The organism is Pantoea agglomerans NBRC 102470, assembly GCF_001598475.1.
Taxonomy (GTDB): domain Bacteria; phylum Pseudomonadota; class Gammaproteobacteria; order Enterobacterales; family Enterobacteriaceae; genus Pantoea; species Pantoea agglomerans.
In genome coordinates this window covers 479,865-500,586 of record NZ_BCZA01000001.1, presented here as the reverse complement: position 1 = coordinate 500,586, position 20,722 = coordinate 479,865, and the positions used below count along the sequence as shown (strand labels likewise).

Sequence of the window (20,722 nt, the reverse complement as noted above, 5' to 3'; positions counted from 1 at the left end):
TGCATCCTCTGAAAGCTCACTTTCCGTATAGCAGGCGCGGGCTGGAACGCCGTTAAGCCAGACGGCACAAGGCATGAATAAGCGAAGCGATAATCCGGATTGAGAGATAAGTGCGCATTTCTGGCGGACAAAAAAGGCACAGTCGTCACAGTTAAATGCCCGATTTAACCTCAGTATTGTTCAGGTTGTTCTATATTTAGTGTCGTCGAAAGTAAAATAACAGCTGGAGCATGAATTAATGTCGAAAGAAACAGAGAAGAAACCCCTGAGCGAGCGCGCCCCCACCACCGGTCCGGAATCCTCAGAGCCGGGTCTGGGTTCACTGGCACCAAAAGATGGTTCGCATCAGCCCCCAGCCGAACCGACTCCGCCAGGCAAGCAGCCCACCGCCCCAGGCAGTCTGAAAGCGCCTCAGACGCACAACGCCAAACTTGACCAGCTTGAAGCCAGCCGCAAAAACGGCACCGACCGCGCCCTCACCACCAACCAGGGCACACGCATTGCCAACGATCAAAACTCACTGCGTGCCGGTTCGCGCGGTCCGACGCTGCTGGAAGACTTTATTATGCGTGAGAAAATCACGCACTTTGACCATGAGCGTATCCCGGAACGTATCGTTCACGCCCGTGGCTCTGCCGCACATGGCTATTTTCAGCCTTACCGCTCCCTGAAAGATCTGACCAAAGCGCAGTTCCTCAGCGATCCCGAGCAGACCACGCCAGTTTTCGTGCGTTTCTCTACAGTTCAGGGCGGTGCCGGATCGGCTGATACCGTGCGTGACATTCGCGGTTTCGCCGCCAAGTTCTACACCGAAGAGGGTGTGTTTGACCTGGTGGGCAACAACACACCGGTGTTCTTTATTCAGGATGCGCATAAATTCCCTGACTTTGTGCATGCCGTTAAGCCGGAACCGCATAACGAAATCCCGCAGGGCCAGAGCGCCCATGACACCTTCTGGGATTATGTCTCTCTGCAGCCGGAAACCATGCACAACGTTATCTGGGCGATGTCTGACCGGGGTATTCCGCGCAGCTATCGCACCATGGAAGGCTTTGGTATTCACACCTTCCGCCTGATTAACGCAGAAGGTAAAGCGACCTTTGTCCGTTTCCACTGGAAGCCGGTGGCCGGTAAAGCGTCGCTGCTGTGGGACGAGTCACAGAAACTGACCGGTCGCGATCCCGATTTCCATCGCCGCGATCTGTGGGAAGCCATTGAAGCGGGGGATTTCCCGGAATATGAACTGGGCCTGCAGCTGATCCCGGAAGAGGATGAGTTCAAATTTGACTTCGATATTCTGGATGCCACCAAGCTGATCCCGGAAGCGCTGGTGCCGGTTGAGATTGTCGGCAAGATGGTACTTAACCGTAACCCGGACAACTTCTTTGCTGAAACCGAGCAGGTGGCGTTCCACCCAGGCCATATCGTGCCGGGCCTCGATTTCTCCAACGATCCGCTGCTACAGGGTCGTCTGTTCTCCTATACCGATACGCAGATCAGTCGTCTGGGCGGACCGAACTTCCATGAGATCCCGATCAACCGTCCGACCTGCCCGTACCATAACTTCCAGCGCCAGGGCATGCATCGTCAGGATATCGACACCAATCCGGCGAACTACGAGCCGAACTCGATCAACGATAACTGGCCGCGTGAAACCCCACCTGCTGCAGAAGGCGGTGGCTTCGAGAGCTATCAGGAGCGGATTGAGGGCCATAAAGTGCGCGAGCGCAGCCCCTCATTTGGTGAGTACTATGCGCAGCCGCGCCTGTTCTGGCTGAGCCAGACTGAAGTCGAGCAACAGCACATCATAGGTGCCTACTCGTTTGAACTGAGTAAAGTGGCGCGTGCTTATATCCGTGAGCGTGTGGTAGATCATCTGGCACGCATCGATACTAAACTGGCGCAGGGCGTGGCGGATAACCTGGGACTCGCTCTGACGGATGAGCAGCTCAACATTCAGCCGCCTGCGCCGGTGAATGGCCTGACTAAAGATGACAGCCTGAGCCTCTACGCCATTCCGGATGGCGAGATTAAAGGTCGCCAGGTCGCACTGCTGCTCAGCGATGGTGTGAAGGCGGCTGATGTGCTGGCGATTTTGCAGGCGCTAAAAGCGGTGGGTGTTCACGCCAAACTGCTGGCTCCGCATATGGGCCAGGTGCGCGCCGATGATGGTTCAGTGCTGCCGGTCGATGCGACGTTCGCCGGTCTGCCCTCTCTGACCTTTGATGCGGTGATGGTGCCGGATGGCAATATCGATGCCCTGCTGCTGAGCGGCGATGCCCGTTACTTCCTGCTGGAAGCCTACAAGCACCTCAAGGTGATTGGTCTGGTGGGCGAAGCGCGCCGCTTTAAAGCACAGTTTGGTCTGGAGGATGCGGATCAGGAAGAAGGTATTGTGCAGGGCGACTCGGCGGAGAGCGCGCTGATGTCTGAGTTCACTCAGGCGATGAAAGCGCACCGCGTCTGGTCGCGCAGCCAGAAGGCACAGTCCGTCCCGGCCTGATGTCAGCGGCATGATGCTGCATGCCGCGTCACAAAATAAAAAACCGCCCTTCGGGGCGGTTTTTTTTATCAGAAGGTCTGCCAGTTATCGTTGTCCGCCAGGCGGGCAGGCTGAAGTTTTGGCACGGCAAGGGCTTTCGCCACCGGCGCAGCAGAGAACGCCACCTGCAGAGTGCCGGTTTTGAATACCGATACCGTTTTACGCAGGTAGCTTGCCTGCTCTTCCAGTGAGGCGGCAGCAGTCGCGGACTCCTCCACCAGCGCGGCGTTCTGCTGCGTCACACCATCCATTTCCGAGACCGCTTTGCAGACCTGCTCAATGCCACGGGTCTGTTCAGTCGAGGAGGCCGCGATCTCTTCGATCAGCTGCGTGACACGACTCACCGACGTCACGATGCTCTCCATCGCGACGCCCGCCTGAGAAGCATGACCGGCACCGGTTTTAATCCGCTCGGCTGAGCGGTCGATCAGTCCCCGGATCTCCTGCGCGGCGCTGGCGCTGCGCCCGGCCAGCGAGCGCACTTCACCCGCTACCACTGCAAATCCACGACCCTGCTCACCGGCACGCGCGGCTTCAACGGCGGCGTTCAGCGCCAGAATATTGGTCTGGAAGGCAATACTGTCGATAATGGCGATGATACCGGCGATCTGATTCGAGCTTTCGCTGATCTGATCCATGTTGGCGATGACCCGGGCGACAGTCTCACCGCCCTGCATGGCCGTGGCTGAAGCCTCTTTCGCTACCGTGGTCGCCTGCTGCGCATTGTCTGCATTGAGTTTCACCGTTGAGGTGAGCTGCTCCATACTGGCTGCGGTCTGTTCCAGCGCGGCAGCCTGCTGTTCGGTACGGGAAGAGAGATCGGTGCTGCCCGCAGAGATTTCCGCTGCACCGGTAAAGATAGAGCGGGTGGCGTCATCGACCGAGGTAATGGTCACCACCAGCGCATCGCGCATCTGTTGCAGCTCCTGAATCAGCAGGCCCATCTCATTGCGGCCTTCGTGCTGAATATCGGAGGTCAGATCACCGCCTGAAATGGCGCGCATATGGCCAGTCAGCCTGCCCAGTGGGCCAATCAGCAATTTCTGCAGCCCAATCCAGACCGCGACCCCAATCACGCCGGTAATCAGGCCAATAGTCAGCAGCGCCCAGAGCGCATCCGTCAGGCTACGCTGGTTATGCTCCGAGGACGCTTTCATCAACTGGATATTCACCGCCCGCCAGGCCTCATAGGCACTGTCGAGCTGGTCCTGCGCCGCCTGTGCTTCAAGGTTGCCGTAGCCCGCATAGTTGCCCTGCTTCAGAAAGGTAATCGAGGCCAGCATGGTGTCACGCATCTGCTGGTAGGCGGTCTGCACCTGCGTCGCCTGGGCTTCACCCTGGCCCTCTTTGCGCGGCAGCGCCTGCCAGGCTTTGAAGTCCGCATCGGCGGCGGCGGCTGACGTTTCAGCCTGCTCCAGCAGCGCAGCCATGGCTGCCAGTGATTTTGGATCCTGCTGATTTTTCAGGAAACGGATTGCCACGCGGTTGATGGTGACGCGGGTTTTAATCAGGGTTTTTACCGCATCACTCAGGTGCTGCTGCTGCAGCGTAAGCTGCTCTGCCGCCACAAAGTTTTTGTCGGCTTTTGAGACGCCGTTATAGAACAGAAATCCGGTCAGGGTCAGTAACGCCACAAAGACCACCAGAACAGCAGCGATACCGTGAGTGATTTTAAGATTTTTAAGCATGTCCGCAGGCTCATATCAGAGGAGATAAAGCTGTTATCGGCCAGCGCGGCGTTTATCTGAGTGTTGCACCAGAGAAGGTAACAATCCGCAGGATGGAGGGTGCTGCCAGCGCGCCGTTACGCAAAAAAAGCGGTGCGGCTCAGCCTGAACGCATTCGGCGCTTAACAACCGTCCCCGTGCTGTGGTTGAATTCGCCCCTTATCTTTTTTGCACGTGGTTATCATGCATTACATTCAGAGTCTGATGAGTTTTATTGAGGGAAACAGGGTGCTGTCGATCAGCTTCAGCCTGTTGCTGCTGATTATGGCCGGGATGGTCACTCACCTGATCTGCAAATTTTTCATCGTCAAAGTGATCAGGAAGGTCTTTTTCAGCAGCCACAAAAAGGGCGTGCCGCTGGATAAAGATGTCCGCCTCTCTCAGAAGCTGTCAAATTTTGTGCCGGTGATTGTGGTCTACAATTTCCTGCAGTTTATGCCGGGCCTGCCTGAAAATCTGAAAGTGGCGATTCAGACCATCTGCGGCATCCTGTTTTTTGTCTATCTGTCGATCTTCTTCAACGAAGTGCTGGAGATTGTTAACAACTCCTATTCGCGCAAATCAAAACGCAAGAATCACTCGATCAAAGGCTATATCCAGATCGGAAAAATTCTGGTGCATATTATCGCCGCGATCATGATTCTGGCGATTATGTCCAACAAGTCACCGGCGATTATCATCTCCTCGCTGGGTGCGGTCGCCGCGGTGCTGATGCTGATCTTCCAGCATACGCTGTTGTCGCTGGTGGCGAATATTCAGCTCTCCTCTAACGATGTGCTGCAACTGGGCGACTGGATTGAGATGCCGGACAGAAATATCAGTGGTGAAGTGATCGATATTGCCCTGCATACCATCACCATCCGCAACTGGGACAACACCATTTCGCGCATCCCGACCAAGAACTTCCTGACCGAGACCTACACCAACTGGCAGGCGATGTTCTCCTCGGGCGCACGCCGCATCATGCGCAGCTTTTATCTTGATCAGAAGTCGATCACCTTTGTGAATCAGGAGATGCTGCAGGCGATGAGCCAGATCCGTCTCGCTGGCGAATCGATCACTGAGCTGCTGGATGGGCGTGATATCAATGCCGTGGGCGACCGCTGGTTTATGGAGAACGGCATCACCAATCTGATGGTGTTCCGTAAATACCTGACCGCCTGGCTGGCGCAGCGTGACGACATTCAGAAAGAGATGTATATCGTGGTGCGACCGCTGAAACCGTCGCCGGATGGATTGCCGGTGGAGATCTACTGCTTCACCTCCTCTATTTTCTGGGCCGATTACGAAAATACTCAGGCAGCGATCTTTGAGTATATCTACGCGATGGCCCGCCACTTTGAGCTGCAGATTTATCAGCATCCGGCAGGATCCGATTTTGCCCGTCTGGCTCAGCCGCGCCCCGACAGCCGGGATGCACAGCAGAGCGGCGGGCAGTAACCAGAATGCGCGGTGGCGATCTGCCGCCGCCGTGATTCACGTTTGCTCAGCGCATTAACTTTTACTCAGCGCATAGTTCAGCACTTTGTCATTTTTCATCTGCACGGTCAGCGTCTGCCCTTCGGTGGTATTCAGGGTGCGCGCCTCGCTGTAGGTCCACTTCAGCAACCGCTGCCCGTCCGGGTAAGGCGTTTCACTGTCAGGCTGACCGAACAGCGCGATCAGCTGGGCTTTGGTGGTCTGACCGGCATGAATTTGCTGCAGATTACTGCTGTCCAGCCTGTGTCCGACCCGGTTAGAACAGGCGGAGACCAGCAACAACAACGCGGCTAACAGAACTCTTTTCCTCACGTAACATCCTTCTGAAGTGTTCAGCGCCGCAGGTCATCCGGAGCGACCTGCGCCATCGCGCATAAGCTTATAGCGAATCGGCGCCATCCGGCAGGCTTTTCTGCGCCTGGTTCCTGCTTTCGCCCCGCCGGATGCAGATTCACAGCAATTAACGCAAATTAATGCCTCTCCACCTCCCGCCGCCCTGCGATTGCAACATCTTAGTCTATGATTACTCTCTGTATGCCGCGTGGAAGCGGTCTCACGGCCCGTTTTCCGCCACACCACGCTGAATACCAGTCCGGCTTTCTGACTGAAGAGACGCGCCAGCCCACCTGGCCTCCTGGTCTCGCTGATAGCTTTAAGATTTTTTGACGCTTGCGTCATCGACATCCTTTTCGTGCGGTGGCCACCATCGCGCATTTCCAGGCTAAATGAGGCAACTGAATGGAATCCAAATCTTTTTTTAAAAGTTGGGGCGCTGAACGGGTTGCCAGCGACGAGGTGCGTTTCCGCCTCTGGGCAACCGGTCAGCAACGCGTGACGCTGCGGCTCTCCGGTAAAGACATTGAGATGACGCCGCAGGCTGACGGCTGGTTTGAAACTCAGGTCGCTGGTGTGGCAGCCAATGCCGAATATGATTATGTGCTGGCCGATGGTACAGCGGTGCCCGATCCCGCCGCCCGCGCTCAGAAAGCAGAGGTCAATGGCCCGTCGCTGGTGATCGATCCTGACGCTTATCAGTGGCAGAACACGAGCTGGAAGGGTCGTCCATGGCAGGAGTCGGTGGTGTATGAACTGCACATCGGCACTTTTACGACTGAGGGCACCTTCCGGGCGGCGATTGAGAAGCTGCCAACGCTGGCTGAAACCGGCATTACCATGATTGAAGTGCTGCCGGTGTCGCAGTTCGGCGGTAATCGCGGCTGGGGCTACGATGGCGTGCTGCTCTATGCACCGCATGCCGCCTACGGTACACCCGATGATTTTAAAGCCTTTATTGACGCAGCACACGGCCACGGTCTGTCGGTAGTGCTGGATATCGTGCTGAACCACTTCGGCCCGGAGGGCAACTATCTGCCGCTGCTCTCACCAGACTTCTTCCACAAAGCGCGCCAGACGCCGTGGGGCGCCGGTATCGCCTATGACGTTGATGCGGTGCGCCGCTATATCGTGGAAGCGCCGCTCTACTGGCTGCAGGAGTTTAATCTGGATGGCCTGCGCTTTGACGCCATCGATCAGATTGACGATCCCAGCGACAAGCATGTGCTGATTGACATTGCTGAGCGCATCCGCGCCTCGATTACCGATCGCCCTATTCATCTGACCACCGAAGATTGCCGTAACGTCACCTTCCTGCATCCGCGTGACGAAAACGGGGACGCTCCGCTGTTTACCGGCGAATGGAACGATGACTTCCACAACGCCGTGCATGTGCTGGCAACCGGTGAAAGCCACGCCTATTACCAGGATTTCGCCGACCAGCCGGAACAGCGGGTAGCGCGGGCGCTGGCAGAAGGCTTTGTCTATCAGGGCGAAGTCTCGCCGCAGTCGGGCGAGCCACGCGGCGTGAAAAGCAGCAGCCAGCCGCCGGTCGCCTTTGTCGACTTCATCCAGAACCATGACCAGACGGGCAACCGTGCGCAGGGCGAAAGGCTCATCAGCCTGGCCGGCGCAGAGCGCACCCAGGTGCTGCTGGCGATGTTACTGGTCTCGCCTCATATTCCGCTGCTGTTTATGGGTGAAGAGTATGGCGAAACCCGGCCGTTCCTGTTCTTCACCGATTTCCACGGCGATCTGGCCAAAGCGGTGCGTGAAGGTCGCGCCAGAGAGTTTGAAGGCCATGCCGGTCACGGCGAAACTGTGCCGGATCCTAACGATGTCACCACCTTTGAACAGTCGAAGCTTAACTGGCAGCGAACAGAAACGCCGGAAGGTCAGCAGTGGCTGGCGCTGACGCGTCAGCTGCTGGCCCTGCGTCAGCAACATATCGTGCCGCTGCTACAAACCGCCGGTGGCGATGCCGGTCAGGTGGTGAAAACGGCGGAAGGTTTCCTCGCGGTGCGCTGGGACTTCCCGCAGGGCACGCTGTCACTGGCGCTGAACGTCGGCAACAGCACACAGCCGATCCCCGATCTGCCCGGCGAAACGCTGTTTGCCTGGCCGCAGGCCGCCAGCGAACTGATTCCCAACGCTATCGTGGTTCGCCTGGCTAAGAGAGAAGCAGAATGAATATTCCAACCGCAACGTACCGCATTCAGTTCCGCAACGGCATGACGTTTGACCGTGCGGCGGCGCTGGTGCCCTACCTGAAACAGCTGGGTATCAGCCATCTTTACGCGTCACCGATCTTCAGCGCCACCGCTGAATCGACCCACGGCTATGACGTGACCGACGTTAACCAGATCGAGCCGTCGATTGGCGGCCGTAAAGGATTTGATCGCATGGCTGCTGCGCTGAAAGCGGCCGGGCTGGGGCTGATCCTCGACATCGTGCCCAACCATATGGCCGCCTCGCTGGAGAACCCGTGGTGGCGCGACGTCATTGAGCATGGCGAACAGAGCCGCTATGCGCATTACTTCGATATCGACTGGTCACGCCGCCTGACGCTGCCGTTCCTCGGTGACACCTTTGAGGCGGTGCTGGCCAACGGCGAGATCAGCGTGAAGCGCGATCCGCAGACCGGCAAACCGGCGCTGGCCTACTTCGACAATTTCTATCCGCTGGCACCTGAGACCTGGCAGGATCGGGAAGAGGCGGTGCTCGCCCTGCGCGACGCGGCAGAGATTGCTGAGCTGCATGACCAGCAGCCGTGGCGGCTGATGTCGTGGCGCGATGCGCCCAACGATCTCTCCTACCGTCGCTTCTTTGAAGTGACCGGTCTGGTGGGCGTGCGCGTGGAAGACAAAAAGGTCTTTGATGCCGCGCATGAGCTGATCCTGGAACTGGTTCACAGCGGTGCGGTGCAGGGCTTACGCGTCGACCACGTGGATGGCCTGGCCGATCCGCACGGCTATCTGGAACAGTTACGCCAGGCTGCCGGTCCCGACTGCTATCTCACCGTGGAGAAAATCCTGGGTGACAATGAACAGCTGCCTGATGCATGGCCCGTTTCCGGCACCACCGGATATGAATTTATGGCCGCACTCGCCAATCTGCTGGTCGACAGCGATCAGCTGAGCGGACTGCGCAAAGCGTATCAGGCCGTCATCGGTAAAACCGTTGATATGAAAGCGGAGCTGCGCGCAGCCAAACTGTTGATGGCAAACCGCAATTTTGCCGGTGAATTTAACCGGTTACTGCAGCTGGCACTGAAGATTGCCGACGCAGAAGGCACGCCACAGCCGGAAGCGGAACTGAAGAATGCGCTGCGTGAACTGCTGGTGGCGTTCCCGGTCTATCGCACCTACGGTACGCCGCAGGGCCTGACGCCAGCCGACACCGCGCTGTTGCAACAGGTGGTCAGCGAGGTCAAAGCCAGTGCCCATGCGCCCGACAGTCAGGCGCTTGATTTCCTGACCCATATTCTGCGCGCAGAAGTTGCCGACTCCGCTCGCGACGATGCCACGCAATTCCGCACCCGCTTCCAGCAGCTGACCGGACCGCTGATGGCGAAATCGGTGGAAGATACCCTCTTCTTCCGTCAGCACATGGCGCTGGCGCTGAATGAAGTGGGCGCTGAACCGCTGGCGCGCCACTTCTCGCTGGATCAGTTTCACGCTGAAATGCAGGCGCGGCGCGAACATCAGCCCGATGCGCTGTCGGGCACCTCCACACACGACACCAAGCGCGGTGAAGATGCACGTGCGCGACTCTATACCCTTACCGAAGCGCCGCAACGCTGGGCGGAATGCGTCAACCGCTGGCGGGAGATGAACCACGATCAGGTCGTACGCCTGAAAGATGGTCCGGCACCCGAACCGGCCGTGGAGTGGATGCTGTATGAAGCGCTGGCGGGCGTCTGGCCAACCACCCTGCAGCCGCAGGATGCGGAAGGTCTGGCGGCGCTGGAAGCCCGCTTTGTGGTCTATGTGGAAAAAGCGCTGCGTGAAGCCAAGCTGCGTACCGACTGGGCCGACAACAACGACGCCTACGAAGAGGCGGTGCTGGACTATGCCCGTCACCTGCTTGCGCCTGCCAACAGCACCTTCCTCAATGATTTCTGCCAGTCGCTGCAACCCTTTATGCGTGCCGGTCTGGTTAACAGTCTGACCCAGACTGTGGTGAAGCTTACGGCGCCTGGCGTACCCGATATTTATCAGGGCAGCGAGGCGCTGGACTTCAGCCTGGTCGATCCCGATAACCGCCGCGAACCCGATTTCGACGCGCTGGCGGCGATGCTTAACGCGCCACAGCACGACGGCAGCGAGGCGCACTGGCTGCGTGGTCAGGTCAATCAGCAGGCGATTGTGAAGCTGCTGACGCTGCGTCAGCAGCAGCCTGCCCTGTTCCGCCACGGTGACTATCTGGCACTGTCGGCAGAGGGCGAGCAGCAGAATAATGTGCTGGCCTTTGCCCGCACCGGACAGGATCAGGCGGTGATAGTGGTTGTGTCACGCCGGGTCTTTAACCAGCTGCCGGCGAATCTCGACCAGCCGCCCGCTGCGCGCTGGGCTGACACGGTCATTGCGCTGCCCACCGCACTGGGCCAGCGCCGCTACCAGGATGTGCTGACCGGTAAAACGGTGGCTGCGGGCGACCAGTTGCCGCTTACCGGGCTGGCATCGCAGTGGTGTGCCGTGCTGGTGGCACAGTGAATTCCGGAAAGAACTTTTTTTATTACGCGTCAATCTGTTCATTGAATAACGAGGCATAAATGTCAAACAGTCAGCGTTTTGAAATTACGGCGGGATACAGCCATTTACTGGGGGCCAACTTTGATGGTCAGGGCGTGAACTTCGCCCTGTTCAGCGCCCACGCCGAGCGGGTTGAACTCTGTCTGTACGATCCCAGCGGTAAAACGGAAATTGCCCGTCTGGAGCTGCCGGAATATACCCATGAAGTATGGCACGGCTATATTCCGGGCCTTCAGCCCGGCGCGCTCTATGGCTATCGCGTTTATGGCCCTTATGACCCGGAAAATGGTCATCGCTTTAACCCGAACAAGCTGCTGCTCGATCCCTACGCCCGTGAACTGGCGGGTGACATCGCGTGGAACGAAGCGCACTTCGCTTACGATCTCTATCATGACGATAAAGATCTGACCTTCGACAGCCGCGACAGCGCGCCGTTTACGCCAAAGTGCCGGGTGATCGATCCCAACGAATTCGACTGGCAGGATAAAAACCGCCCGAATGTGCCGTGGCCGAAAACCGTCATCTATGAAACCCACGTTAAGGGCTTCACGCAGCTCAACACCGCCCTGCCACCTGAAATGCGCGGCACCTTTGACGGCATGAGCCACAAATCGACCGTCGACTACATCAAAAGCCTGGGCATTACCTCGGTCGAACTGCTGCCGGTACACTGGTTCCCGGATGACCAGCACCTGCTGGATAAAGGGTTGAAAAACTTCTGGGGATATAACACGCTGAACTTCTTTGCCCCCGCCACCCGCTACTTTGGGCCGCGCGGCATTCAGGGCTTCCGTGACATGGTGCGAGCCTTCCATGATGCCGGTATTGAGGTGATCCTCGACGTGGTTTACAACCACACCGCCGAGGGGAATGAGCTGGGGCCAACGCTGTCGTTTAAAGGCATCGATAACTTCTCCTATTACCGTACGTTGCCAGACCAGCATCGCTATTACATCAACGACACCGGTACCGGTAACACCGTCAACACCTCGCATCCGCGTGTGCTGCAGATGGTGCTCGATTCGCTGCGTTACTGGTCAGAATCAATGCATATCGACGGCTTCCGTTTCGATCTGGGTACCATTCTCGGTCGCGAGCCTGATGGTTTTGACCCGCGCGGCGGCTTCTTCGATGCCATCATGCAGGACCCGGTCCTGTCGCAGAAAAAGCTGATTGGTGAACCCTGGGATATCGGTCCGGGCGGCTATCAGGTGGGCAGCTTCCCGCCAGGCTGGGCAGAATGGAACGATCAGTATCGCGATACGGTGCGTGACTACTGGAAAGGCAACAACGTCTCCACAGACTTTGCCGCCCGCCTGCTGGGTTCCGGCGATCTCTACGATCAGCACGGTCGTCGTCCATGGGCCAGCGTCAACTTTATCACCGCGCACGATGGCTTCACCCTCAACGATCTGGTGTCGTACAACGACAAACATAACGCGGAGAATGGCGAAGACAACAACGACGGTCACAACGACAACCGCTCTTACAACTACGGAGTTGAAGGCCCGACCGATGATGAAGGCATCAACGCGGTGCGCGAGCGTCAGAAGCGCAACTTCCTCGCCACGCTGATCTTCTCACACGGTACGCCAATGCTGCTGGCGGGCGACGAGTTTGGCCGCAGCCAGATGGGCAACAACAATGGCTACTGCCAGGACAGCGAAATCTCCTGGGTACACTGGGATAACCTGCCGGAATCTGCCGAGGCGCTGCGCGAGTTCACCCGCCAGATCCTGACGTTACGTGCTCAGCAGCCGTTACTGCGCCGTGAAAACTGGCGTGATGGCATGGATATCAAATGGTTTAACGCCGGTGGCGGCTTCCAGCAGGCTGAGCAGTGGGACGAAGGCTCAACGCTGGGGGTTTATATCGGCCGACCGGACCTCCAGACCGAGGAAGGCATCTGGCACGACGTCCTGATGCTGTTCAATCCGTTTGAAGGCAATGTACCGTTCCAGATCCCGCAGTTTGGTGAAGGCGGCTGGGTGCTGGAACTGACCACCAGCGACACCGCGAAGCGCGGTCTGGTGATCACCAAAGAGAAGGATTTCGAACTGGAAGGACGCAGCTTCGCCCTGTTCAGACGTCCATAGCCGCTCACCCGGTTAAAAAGCAGTCATCTGGCGCAGCGCATTTCGCGCTGCGCTTGTGTTTCTGGCGATCGCTGCCAGGCTTAACCGGTTGTTAACAGTGAGAATTGATGCTGAAAAGGAGGCATAATGTCCAGATTTACGCAGAAAGTTGTGGTTGTGACAGGTGCCGGATCCGGCATCGGCGAAGCCAGCGCAAAACGCTTCGCTGAAGAGGGTGCATCAGTGGTGCTGGTGGGCCGTACCGCGCAGAAACTGGAAGAGACGCTGGCCGACATGACGCCAGGCGATCACCTGGTGGCTGCCTGCGACGTCTCAGAAGCCGCACAGGTTAAACAGCTGTCAGAAACCGTCCTGAAGAAGTATGGCCGTGTTGACGTGCTGGTGAATAACGCCGGCGTCATCGTGCAGGGCCGCATCCATGAAGTCGATCTCGACGCATGGAAAACCCTGATGAAAACTGACCTTGATGGAGTTTTCCACGGCGTACACTATTTCATGCCTGCCCTGTTAAAGAACAAAGGCAACGTGGTTAACATCTCTTCCGTTTCCGGTTTAGGCGGCGACTGGGGCATGAGCATCTACAACGCGGCCAAAGGGGCGATTACCAACTTCACCCGTGCGCTGGCGATGGACTACGGCGCAGATGGCGTACGAGTCAATGCAATCTGTCCCGGCTTTACCTTTACCGATCTGACCGAAGATGCCAAACAGGATCAGGCGCTGCTGGAGCGCTTTTACGACCGTATTCCACTGCGCCGGGCCGGTGAAGCGGATGATATCGCCCGTGCCATTCTCTTTATTGCCAGCGATGAAGCCAGTTATATTACCGGCGTTAATCTGCCGGTTGATGGCGGAATTACCGCTTCAAATGGCCAGCCTAAACAGGCTTAAATAAAGAACAGGGCAGCGTCTTTACGCTGCCTTTTTTTATTCTAACCGGCCCGCAGCATTAATTCCCTTTATTATCCTTCTGCCACAGCAGAACAATAACTCCCTGCATACAAATTAATGTTTTGGCGTATGGCGGGTTGGCGTTGCCGCGCGTGCAGGTTTAATTGCCGTGCTGCTGCTGGTCGGGCAAATAAAAGTGCTCAGACAGGCATTACAGAGTATGGCATTAGCGTGATGAACTTTCGCCACGGCCAGCGCCTGCTGGCGGGTATAAAGCGAACCAATAAAAACGCGTTTATCGTTCTTTGACAGATTAACGCAACCTTCTTTGTGTAAAATCCATCCACCCATGGGACGCGGGCACAGATAATAGTAGCTGGCTTTGAGCATGGTAGTCATCCTGATAGTTGCTGTATGTATCTTAAAAAACGAACCAAAATTCGTAAGAGGTTTTTTTTGTAATCTGAAGCTTTATTAAACTAACTGAGAATTATCCCTAAAACCACTTTATTGCGTAAGTCTGGCTGACTTTGAGAATATGCCCTTTTTCATTGCTCATGTCGCTTCAGGCATTCCACGCGCTGTAACGCCCTCACCCTCACTGTCGCCCCGCTTACATTTATACTGCTAATGCATCATTAAAAAAGCAAAAAACAAAATAAAATTTAAAAAACAATAGTTTATAAAATCAATCCGCGCGCCATGGGTGACGCGCTACTCAGATATGATTAGAGCAGAAGCTGAAAAATATCATCCCCGCAGGGGTATTTATGAGTATTGATAAACTGAACCTGAATAAGAGTGAAAGTGGTGCACAGTGTGCCTTTAAGCGGAACGCCAGCTCCCCTGGCATCAGGGATTTATCAATACCGGCGGGCGTAATTAACAGCGACCGGCTTGAAAAAGTAAAACGATCGGTTTACTTTTAAAGCATGAAAAAGAGAAACGATATCATCCAGGCCGCCGAGCGGCTCTTCTACACTCACGGTTTCCACGCCACCAGCACCGACAATATCTGTCGCGAAGCGGGCGTCTCTACCCGCACGCTCTATCATCACTTCGCCTCACGCGAAGCGCTGACCGCAGCGGTACTCGACGCGCGCGAGCAGCGCTTTATAGCCGATCTGCTGCCACCGCAACAGCCTGATGCGATAGCGCATCTGTTCAGGGTGCTGGGCGAGTGGACGGAGGCGAACGGTGCCCGTGGCTGCTTCTTTCTTAAAGCCTGGGGAGAGTATGCCGAGCGGGACAGTGAACTGGCCGCTCAGGCGCTGGCCTTCCGGGCCACGATGCGGGCTTATATCACCCTTTGTGTGACGCATCTGCGCGGTGCTGAAAATAAGTCGCTGAGTGATGCTATCTGGATACTCTTTGAGGGTGCCATTACCACGGCGCTGATTACCGGTCCCGCCGCTGCTCAACAGGCGGCGCAGGTCGTCAGTCAGTTACTTCAGAACAGGGCGACAGGATGAGATCGCCCATCGCGCTGGCGCTGACCGGCTTCAGCCTGATCGCCGTGACCTATGGCATGGCGCGCTTCTCATGGGGATTGATGCTGCCCGCTATCTCAGCGGAGATCCCCTTCAGCCCGCAGCAGGCGGGTATGCTGTCAGCCTGCAGCTTTGTGGCATATTGCCTCACTATTCTTACCGCAGCCGCGCTGGCAGATCGCTATGGCACCCGGCTGACGGCGCTGCTGGCCTCACTCAGTGCGACGGCGGGTCTGCTGCTGCTCGCCTGTGCCTCATCAACGCTGCTGCTGGCGGCCGGACTCTTTATTGCCGGATTGAGTGCCGGTCTGGCTTCACCAGCCCTGGCGGCGGCGGTCAGCGATCGAATCCCTGCTGCGGGTCAGCCGCGCATCAATACCCTGATCAATGCCGGCACCAGCGCGGGCATTATCCTGACGGTGGTCATCCTGAGCGTTCTGCCCGGCGGCTGGCGTGCCGCCTGTCTGCTGTTCGCTTTGCTGTCGCTGGCCTGTGTGCTGCCGGTGATGCGCGTGTTATCGGGTCACGCCGCCAGTCGTCCCACCAGAGTGCGTCACTGGCACCAGCGGCTGTATCGCCGCTCCATGCATCGGCTGATGAGTATTGCGTTGATTTCGGGTCTGGTCAGTGCAGCCTGGTGGAGCTTTGGGTCAGCGCTGCTGCGACAGCATGTCGGTGTGGATGAAGAGACCGCCCGCTTACTCTGGCTGATTGCCGGAGGCGCAGGCATCGTGGGTGCGGCAACCGGCCCGGTCGCTGCCCGTATCGGGCTGAAGGGTGTATACCGGCTCTCACTGTGCGGGATGGCAGTGCCACTGCTGGTGCTGGCCTGGAGTCGGGGCGAATCCACCGGCTTAGCGATCGCGGTTGCCTGCTGTGGCGCAGGTTACGTCACGCTATCGGGCGTGCTGCTGGTGTGGGGCGCACGCGCCACTGCTGAAGATCCGGCGACCGGCGTCGGCATCCTGTTCTTTATGCTGGCGGTGGGCCAGGTAGCGGGATCGCTGCTGTTTGGTCAGCTCTACGCCTCTTTGGGAGCCAGTACGGCATTAACGCTGTTTGCGTTCAGCGCCCTGCTGCTGCTGTTTATTGCACCCGCGCAGAACAGCAGCGAGTCGGGTAAATAAGCAGGCGTAAACGAATGGGTTGGCAGAAAACAGGGAAGTTAGAAATAGCGTCGATGCTATTTACCAGACAGTGCCAATATTATCGCCCGGGGAATGAGGAAATATTACGCAGGCGTTATGGCTGAAGCGATAAACTCATCGCGGCGTCCATTCAGATCGCGCGAATATTTTTAATGCGTGGATTTATTTTCTGCTGAAGCAAATCTTCTTCGGGACCCAGATAATAAGGCACAGCACACTGCTTACCATCTTTGGTAAAAATAATCTGGTTATCATGCAGGAATAACGCAGTAAAATGGCCCAGTACCACACCATTTAATTCAAAGCAGTGATTTCTTGCTGCACGCAGCCCCTGCTTACTATTCAGAAAATCAACAAATCGCATCACGCTGCGCCTCCAGTTAATAAATCAACCCCATCAGAATCGCGAAGATAATAGCCTTAACGCCGGCACGGATCATCCGGCTGACGCTGTTTTCAGAATAGGCTTAATTACCATTCAGTAGTAGCACTAAACCGACGTGATTTTTTATCTGCTTCCTGCCAGGAATAATCCTGGAGAACGACGCACTCATAAAATTTCATGAGGGCGTAATATTTATATTGCGCCCTCACATCGCCCGCTATACCGTTGTTTTTCCACCAGGTGCAGACTTTCGGGGCAAAACCGCATAATGGAAATTTTTGAGGCAGATGAACGCCACATCATGGCGATTCAGCAGATCTACGCCTGGCATGTCCTTAACGGCACCGGCTCATTTGAGACAGTGCCGCCCGACGCGGCAGAGATTGGCGAGCGGATGCGGAAGATTCAGCAGGCGGGCCTGCCGTGGTTTATCGCCGTCAGCGACGGAGAAGTACGTGGGTTCTGCTATCTGACGCCTTATCGCCCGCGCCATGCCTACCGGCATACGCTGGAGGACTCAATTTATATCGATCCCGGATTTCAGAAGCGCGGAGTCGGTTCGCGCCTGTTAAACCATGTAATCCGCTGGGCTGAGCAGGCAGGGTTCCGCCAGTTGATCGCCAACGTCGGCGACAGCGAGAACCAGGGCTCGATTGCCGTACATCGCGCCGCAGGCTTTGAGATGACAGGTATCCTGCGCTCGGTAGGTTTTAAACAGGGTCGCTGGCTGGATACCGTTTTTATGCAGCGCTCTCTGGGAACGGGCAATACCACGCTGCCGGTTGATTAAAACAGAGTCAGAGTGAGAAAGACGTACTGGCCCTCGTTTTCCCCGGAAGAAGCTTCTGGTAAGGTGCCATAACAAAAAATAAAAAATTCCGGAAACCTTTATGTTGTCGACAATCATCTATCGCAGCCACATTACTGAACATGTGCCGCTTGAGATCCTGAATGGTTTGGCGCGGAAAGCGAATAAAATCAATAAATCCTCAAGCGTCACCGGAATTTTATTATTCAATGGCACGCATTTTTTCCAGCTGCTGGAAGGTCCGGAGGCGGCGGTCAATGCAGTTTACAGCCGGATTTGCCAGGATCCACGCCACCATAATCTGGTCGAACTGCTGCGCGATTACGCCCCGGCACGCCGTTTTGGCCACGTCGGTATGGAGCTGTTCGATCTGCGGCTGCATGATAAAGAGACGGTACTGGAGGCGGTGCTGGCAAAGTGCACCACAAAGTATCAGCTGACCTATGCCGATCGCGCACTGCAGTTCCTGCGCACCTTTGTCGAAGCGCGGGAAAAAGAGAACTATTTTGAGATCCCGGCCGCCAGCGGCTGGACGTTTATCCGTGACGAGTCAGAACAGCGTGAAGGCAACGCATCGCTGGTGGCTGCGGATGAGGTCAGCTTTGCTTTTCAGCCGATCGTTGACCCCTTCGCCTGCGAAATCGTCTCGCTGGAAGCGCTGCTGCGCGGCCCGCAGGGAGAATCGCCGCTCGACTATTTTGCCCGACTGTCACGTGAGCAGCTCTATCAGCTCGATCTGAGGTCGAAAAAGATCGCCTTCGCCCAGGCGAAGCAGCTGGGGATTGAGGGAATGACTCTGTCGATCAATCTGCTGCCGATGACGCTGGTGGAAGTGCCCGACGCCGTCCCGTTTTTGCTGGATGAGATTGCTGCGCAGGGACTGGTGCCAGAGCAGATCATGGTTGAATTCACCGAGAATGAAATTATCTCGCAGCCTGAGGCCTTTGAAGCCGCCATCAGGCAGCTGAAGGCGGCCGGCATCAGCCTGGCGCTGGATGATTTCGGTGCCGGTTTTGCCGGCCTGTCGCTGCTGACGCGCATTCAGCCCGACAAGATTAAAATCGACCGAACCATCATCGCTGATGTGCATAAAAGTGGGCCGAAGCAGGCGATCATTCATGCCATTCTGAAATGCTGCTCCTCGCTGGAGATCGGTGTTATCGCCGAGGGTATTGAACAGCCGGAAGAGTGGATGTGGCTTGAAGCGGCAGGCGTGACCCAGTTTCAGGGCTTTCTGTTCTCAAAACCTGTACTCAATGGCGTTGCGGCCGTAGCCTGGCCGGAGCTGATCTGACCGCCTCTGCGATTTGGATGAATTTGCGATTTCCTGCCTTGCTGGATCACCCGGTGGCTGCTAAATAGTTAACAGCCTCGGGGGATCATCTTTCTGTCATCTTCCCGCGGCAGAGTCAGTCATTACCCAGTCAGTGATTAAATGTTTAGCAGTCAGATGTTCAGTGTTTAGGCCAGCGCTACGCGCCATGCGTGCGACGTGACTCCAGGGACAGCATTTGAGGAACTGAATGAAGCAAATCATCCGCGGTGATAAAGAACCCTCCCATATTCTCGCAGCGACTCGTGCGCTTGAAGCGCACTACTCCCGCTACGGAGAAGGTAATAAGTACCATCCCGTTATCTATTCCATCGCCTACCGCAGCCGGTTTTATCAGGTTGAGGTGATTACCCGACGTGAAACCATGGTTGCCTCGGTGATTACTGGCGTTCGCAACCTGACGCATCTCTCCGGCGCCGCCTGACGGCCACCTGTCATCCTGCGGGGGCAGATTGCCCCCGACTCCCCGCTTAGCGTCGGTAGAGTGAATTCGCCGGAAAGATTGCGCCAATCACGCTTTTTTCCCGTGCGCCCGTTACCGCAGGCAGATTGCCCGGCAGGCCGGAGAGCGTGCGGAAAGCCAGCCAGGCAAACGCCAGCGCCTCCATATCGTCACCACTGACACCCGCCGCATCGGTAGTCGTTACTTCCGTTCCCGGAAGATGCGCTGCCAGTCGTGCCATCAGCAGCGGATTGCGGCTGCCGCCGCCACACACCAGCAGACGGTCGCAGCCATCATTGAGTAACACCTGCTGCGTGATGGTGATGGCGGTCAGCTCGACCAGCGTAGCCTGCACGTCCTGCGCAGCCAGACCCGGGAAATAGCGCAGATGCTGCTCCAGCCAGCTGAGGTTGAAGTGTTCGCGCCCGGTGCTTTTCGGCGGCGGCAACGCAAACCAGGGCTCACGTAGCAGCGCCTCCAGCAGTGCCGGAATCACCGACCCGCTGCGCGCCCACTGCGCATCTTTGTCATACGGCTGAGCCTGATTACGCCAGATCCAGGCGTCCAGTAGCATATTGCCGGGGCCGGTATCGAAGCCGCGCACCGGTTGACCCGGGATCAGCAGCGAGAGATTGGCGATGCCGCCAATATTCAGCACCATGCGGCGTTCAGTAGCATCCATCAGCAGCGCCTGATGAAAGGCAGGCACCAGCGGCGCGCCCTGCCCGCCCAGCGCCATGTCACGGCGGCGGAAATCCCCTACCACGGTGACGCCGGTGGCCGCCACGATCTGATTATGATCGCCAATCTGCAGCGTATTGGGTGCGTCACTCTGCGGCTCATGCCAGACGGTCTGACCATGACAGCCAATCGCCGTGATATCGCTGGCGTCAAGCGATTCGCGCTTCATTAATGTCACTACCGCTTCAGCAAACAGCTGGCCGAGGCGGGTATCAAGCTGGCCGAGCTGCGACAGCGTCAGGGACTGTCCCTGACATATCGCCAGAATCGCCTGACGCAGTTCTGGTGGCATCGGATGGCAGTAGCTGGCCTGCTGCGCCACCATATTTTCATCAATGGCAGCCAGCACCACATCCACTCCATCCAGGCTGGTGCCTGACATTACCCCAATATAGCGTCCTGATTTCATAGCCATTCCTTACTTCCGGCCGGAAGTGCAATTCATCTGCGGTTAGCCTGACAAATAATGATCGCTAATTCTATGATTAAATTCTTTTTATCCAATCGTGCTGACTGATAACGTAATGGGACTATTTTTAGTCCACGATTGAAT

16 protein-coding genes are annotated in these 20,722 nt (G+C 56.8%); 11 read left to right on the top strand and 5 right to left on the bottom strand.

What is annotated here, in order from left to right:
* Window positions 1-238 precede the first annotated feature (238 nt).
* The gene (gene katE, locus PAG01S_RS02370) at window positions 239-2,503 is read left to right on the top strand and encodes a catalase HPII (protein ID WP_010245500.1); all 2,265 of its coding nucleotides are present in this window, start codon (window positions 239-241) and stop codon (window positions 2,501-2,503) included.
* 68 nt (window positions 2,504-2,571) lie between these two features.
* Here katE and PAG01S_RS02365 read toward each other — a convergent pair whose 3' ends face one another.
* Window positions 2,572-4,230 carry a methyl-accepting chemotaxis protein gene (locus PAG01S_RS02365; RefSeq protein WP_062757558.1) on the bottom strand — a complete coding sequence of 553 codons (1,659 nt, stop codon included), beginning with the start codon at window positions 4,228-4,230 and terminating at the stop codon, window positions 2,572-2,574.
* 222 nt (window positions 4,231-4,452) lie between these two features.
* Here PAG01S_RS02365 and PAG01S_RS02360 point away from each other — a divergent pair, with 222 nt between their 5' ends.
* Window positions 4,453-5,709 carry a mechanosensitive ion channel family protein gene (locus tag PAG01S_RS02360; protein ID WP_010245507.1) on the top strand — a complete coding sequence of 419 codons (1,257 nt, stop codon included), beginning with the start codon at window positions 4,453-4,455 and terminating at the stop codon, window positions 5,707-5,709.
* A 54-nt stretch (window positions 5,710-5,763) separates the two neighbouring features.
* Here the strand turns inward: PAG01S_RS02360 and PAG01S_RS02355 are convergent, their stop codons facing one another.
* The gene (locus tag PAG01S_RS02355) at window positions 5,764-6,060 is read right to left on the bottom strand and encodes a hypothetical protein (RefSeq protein ID WP_033767119.1); all 297 of its coding nucleotides are present in this window, start codon (window positions 6,058-6,060) and stop codon (window positions 5,764-5,766) included.
* A 426-nt stretch (window positions 6,061-6,486) separates the two neighbouring features.
* Between PAG01S_RS02355 and treZ the strand changes: the two genes are divergently transcribed.
* The 4 genes from treZ (at window position 6,487) to budC (ending at window position 13,822) form a co-directional block, all read left to right on the top strand.
* Window positions 6,487-8,271, top strand: coding sequence for a malto-oligosyltrehalose trehalohydrolase (gene treZ / locus PAG01S_RS02350; RefSeq protein ID WP_062757556.1), 1,785 nt, complete (start codon window positions 6,487-6,489; stop codon window positions 8,269-8,271).
* Window positions 8,268-10,796 (top strand): malto-oligosyltrehalose synthase, encoded by a 2,529-nt coding sequence (gene treY / locus PAG01S_RS02345; RefSeq protein ID WP_062757554.1) that lies wholly within the window; start codon window positions 8,268-8,270, stop codon window positions 10,794-10,796. Before treZ ends, treY begins: the two co-directional genes overlap by 4 nt.
* Before the next feature lie 59 nt (window positions 10,797-10,855).
* Window positions 10,856-12,931 carry a glycogen debranching protein GlgX gene (gene glgX / locus PAG01S_RS02340; protein ID WP_010245519.1) on the top strand — a complete coding sequence of 692 codons (2,076 nt, stop codon included), beginning with the start codon at window positions 10,856-10,858 and terminating at the stop codon, window positions 12,929-12,931.
* Window positions 12,932-13,057: 126 nt separating this feature from the next.
* A complete protein-coding gene (budC, locus tag PAG01S_RS02335) occupies window positions 13,058-13,822 on the top strand; it encodes a meso-2,3-butanediol dehydrogenase (RefSeq protein ID WP_062757553.1) in 765 nt (254 codons plus the stop codon).
* Window positions 13,823-13,936: 114 nt separating this feature from the next.
* On the opposite strand, the gene PAG01S_RS02330 is transcribed toward budC, so the two are convergent.
* On the bottom strand, window positions 13,937-14,212 hold the full coding sequence (locus PAG01S_RS02330; protein WP_010670051.1) for a hypothetical protein: 276 nt from the start codon (window positions 14,210-14,212) through the stop codon (window positions 13,937-13,939).
* A 542-nt stretch (window positions 14,213-14,754) separates the two neighbouring features.
* Between PAG01S_RS02330 and PAG01S_RS02325 the strand changes: the two genes are divergently transcribed.
* Together PAG01S_RS02325 and PAG01S_RS02320 are read left to right on the top strand one after the other, a co-directional pair.
* A complete protein-coding gene (locus PAG01S_RS02325; RefSeq protein WP_062757552.1) occupies window positions 14,755-15,294 on the top strand; it encodes a TetR/AcrR family transcriptional regulator in 540 nt (179 codons plus the stop codon).
* Window positions 15,291-16,439 carry an MFS transporter gene (locus tag PAG01S_RS02320; RefSeq protein ID WP_062757550.1) on the top strand — a complete coding sequence of 383 codons (1,149 nt, stop codon included), beginning with the start codon at window positions 15,291-15,293 and terminating at the stop codon, window positions 16,437-16,439. The genes PAG01S_RS02325 and PAG01S_RS02320 overlap by 4 nt, the downstream gene beginning before the upstream one ends.
* A gap of 151 nt (window positions 16,440-16,590) precedes the next feature.
* On the opposite strand, the gene PAG01S_RS02315 is transcribed toward PAG01S_RS02320, so the two are convergent.
* Window positions 16,591-16,824 (bottom strand): hypothetical protein, encoded by a 234-nt coding sequence (locus tag PAG01S_RS02315; protein ID WP_010670048.1) that lies wholly within the window; start codon window positions 16,822-16,824, stop codon window positions 16,591-16,593.
* Window positions 16,825-17,113: 289 nt separating this feature from the next.
* Here PAG01S_RS02315 and PAG01S_RS02310 point away from each other — a divergent pair, with 289 nt between their 5' ends.
* The 3 genes from PAG01S_RS02310 to PAG01S_RS02300 all read left to right on the top strand — a co-directional run bounded on the left by PAG01S_RS02310 (window position 17,114) and on the right by PAG01S_RS02300 (window position 19,410).
* Window positions 17,114-17,635 (top strand): GNAT family N-acetyltransferase, encoded by a 522-nt coding sequence (locus PAG01S_RS02310; protein WP_062757548.1) that lies wholly within the window; start codon window positions 17,114-17,116, stop codon window positions 17,633-17,635.
* 100 nt (window positions 17,636-17,735) lie between these two features.
* Entirely contained in the window at window positions 17,736-18,947 is a 1,212-nt protein-coding gene (locus PAG01S_RS02305) for a diguanylate phosphodiesterase (protein WP_062757546.1), read from the top strand.
* Between the two features lie 229 nt (window positions 18,948-19,176).
* Window positions 19,177-19,410 (top strand): DUF4060 family protein, encoded by a 234-nt coding sequence (locus PAG01S_RS02300; protein ID WP_010245542.1) that lies wholly within the window; start codon window positions 19,177-19,179, stop codon window positions 19,408-19,410.
* 46 nt (window positions 19,411-19,456) lie between these two features.
* On the opposite strand, the gene anmK is transcribed toward PAG01S_RS02300, so the two are convergent.
* Window positions 19,457-20,578 carry an anhydro-N-acetylmuramic acid kinase gene (anmK, locus tag PAG01S_RS02295; RefSeq protein ID WP_033767108.1) on the bottom strand — a complete coding sequence of 374 codons (1,122 nt, stop codon included), beginning with the start codon at window positions 20,576-20,578 and terminating at the stop codon, window positions 19,457-19,459.
* Window positions 20,579-20,722: the final 144 nt, after the last annotated feature.

Excerpts from the sequence above, each read along its gene's own strand:
- katE (WP_010245500.1), top strand. The coding sequence starts at position 239 with ATGTCGAAAGAAACAGAGAAGAAACCCCTGAGCGAGCGCGCCCCCACC.
- PAG01S_RS02365 (WP_062757558.1), bottom strand. The coding sequence starts at position 4,230 with ATGCTTAAAAATCTTAAAATCACTCACGGTATCGCTGCTGTTCTGGTG.
- PAG01S_RS02360 (WP_010245507.1), top strand. The coding sequence starts at position 4,453 with ATGCATTACATTCAGAGTCTGATGAGTTTTATTGAGGGAAACAGGGTG.
- treZ (WP_062757556.1), top strand. The coding sequence starts at position 6,487 with ATGGAATCCAAATCTTTTTTTAAAAGTTGGGGCGCTGAACGGGTTGCC.
- treY (WP_062757554.1), top strand. The coding sequence starts at position 8,268 with ATGAATATTCCAACCGCAACGTACCGCATTCAGTTCCGCAACGGCATG.
- glgX (WP_010245519.1), top strand. The coding sequence starts at position 10,856 with ATGTCAAACAGTCAGCGTTTTGAAATTACGGCGGGATACAGCCATTTA.
- budC (WP_062757553.1), top strand. The coding sequence starts at position 13,058 with ATGTCCAGATTTACGCAGAAAGTTGTGGTTGTGACAGGTGCCGGATCC.
- PAG01S_RS02330 (WP_010670051.1), bottom strand. The coding sequence starts at position 14,212 with ATGCTCAAAGCCAGCTACTATTATCTGTGCCCGCGTCCCATGGGTGGA.
- PAG01S_RS02325 (WP_062757552.1), top strand. The coding sequence starts at position 14,755 with ATGAAAAAGAGAAACGATATCATCCAGGCCGCCGAGCGGCTCTTCTAC.
- PAG01S_RS02320 (WP_062757550.1), top strand. The coding sequence starts at position 15,291 with ATGAGATCGCCCATCGCGCTGGCGCTGACCGGCTTCAGCCTGATCGCC.
- PAG01S_RS02315 (WP_010670048.1), bottom strand. The coding sequence starts at position 16,824 with ATGCGATTTGTTGATTTTCTGAATAGTAAGCAGGGGCTGCGTGCAGCA.
- PAG01S_RS02310 (WP_062757548.1), top strand. The coding sequence starts at position 17,114 with ATGGAAATTTTTGAGGCAGATGAACGCCACATCATGGCGATTCAGCAG.
- PAG01S_RS02305 (WP_062757546.1), top strand. The coding sequence starts at position 17,736 with ATGTTGTCGACAATCATCTATCGCAGCCACATTACTGAACATGTGCCG.
- PAG01S_RS02300 (WP_010245542.1), top strand. The coding sequence starts at position 19,177 with ATGAAGCAAATCATCCGCGGTGATAAAGAACCCTCCCATATTCTCGCA.
- anmK (WP_033767108.1), bottom strand. The coding sequence starts at position 20,578 with ATGAAATCAGGACGCTATATTGGGGTAATGTCAGGCACCAGCCTGGAT.